This is a genomic window from Caballeronia terrestris (assembly GCF_001544515.1).
GTDB classification, from domain to species: domain Bacteria; phylum Pseudomonadota; class Gammaproteobacteria; order Burkholderiales; family Burkholderiaceae; genus Caballeronia; species Caballeronia terrestris.
Window position 1 is genome coordinate 1 of sequence record NZ_FCOL02000457.1, and the last position, 1,181, is coordinate 1,181.

General features: G+C 59.7%; 1 protein-coding gene and 1 pseudogene. One reads left to right on the forward strand and one right to left on the reverse strand.

Annotated elements, in window-relative coordinates; translation table 11 throughout:
* Window positions 1-458 (forward strand): annotated as a pseudogene (locus tag AWB67_RS38235) (hopanoid biosynthesis associated radical SAM protein HpnJ); the annotation flags it as partial.
* Window positions 459-516: 58 nt separating this feature from the next.
* Here the strand turns inward: AWB67_RS38235 and AWB67_RS38240 are convergent.
* On the reverse strand, window positions 517-1,181 hold a 665-nt coding region (locus tag AWB67_RS38240), incomplete at its 5' end, for a lysylphosphatidylglycerol synthase domain-containing protein (RefSeq protein WP_200822433.1).

Consider the following 1,181-nt stretch of genomic DNA (forward strand, 5'->3'; position numbering starts at 1 on the left):
CGGATATGGCACGCCGCTTCAGTGACGATTGCCGCAAGCTCGGCATCAAGATTCACGGCACGTTCATTCTCGGGCTTCCCGGCGAGACTCACGAAACGATTGAGAAGACGATCCGATATGCGAAGGAGATCAATCCTCACACCATCCAGGTGTCGCTCGCGGCGCCCTATCCGGGAACGGTCCTTCATAAGCAGGCGGTCGAAAATGGATGGCTGAACGAAACCAAGGTGATCACCCTCGTCAATCCCACGGGTACCCAGCTCTCAGCTATCGGCTATCCGCACCTGTCCCGCGAAGAAATTTATCGCGGCGTAGAGGACTTCTACAAACGCTTTTATTTCAGACCGGCGAAGATCTGGGAAATCGTCCGGGAGATGCTGGTCAGTTGGGAAATGATGAAACGGCGCCTGCAGGAAGGCGTGCAGTTCTTCCAATTTCTCCGGGAACACAAGGCGTGAGGCCTGATGCCCGATGCACGTTTCTGGCACGTCAACGTGTTAGCGAAGTGCGTTGGCGTCAGCGCGACCGCAAGTCGACGGCTGGTTCCGAGTCGGGGGCGGCAGGCCGGTTCGACGATTCGGCAAGCTGCCACGCAAGAAGTCCCGGAATGAAAATGAGCAGGTCGCGAATCCGCCTCGCGCCCGCCAGCGCGAGACACATCGAGGGATCGAGCCCAAGCGCGCCGCCAATCAAGACGAAGCCGCCCTCTTGCACGCCAAGGCCGCCGGGCACGAAAAACGCCGCGCTGCTCACTGCCTGGATCAGCGATTCGATCACCACCGCTTCGACCAGGCTGACTTGCGCACCGAGGAAGTAGAGCGCGAGCCAGATTTCGAGCGAAGTCAGCAAGCATTGAAGCGGCTGCCACAAAAACAGGTAACGCAAAACGACACCGCGCCTACGCCAGATCAGCTTGATCGTCTGATCGATCTGCGCCGACCGCCCGATGAGCACAGCGAGCTTGCCGCTCGTGATCTGGTTGAGCACGCGCGTGATCCGCTCGAACGGACTGGCATGCTGAACCAGCGCGAACAGCACCAGCAGCGGCGTGAGGACCACCACGCCCCACGCCAGTTGGCCCGCGAAGCGCGCCGCGCCAGATTGCGCATGTGCAAGCAGAAAGCCGATTCCGACCATCGTGAAGAGCAACTGGCTGATCACTGTCAGTTGCATATCTGTCT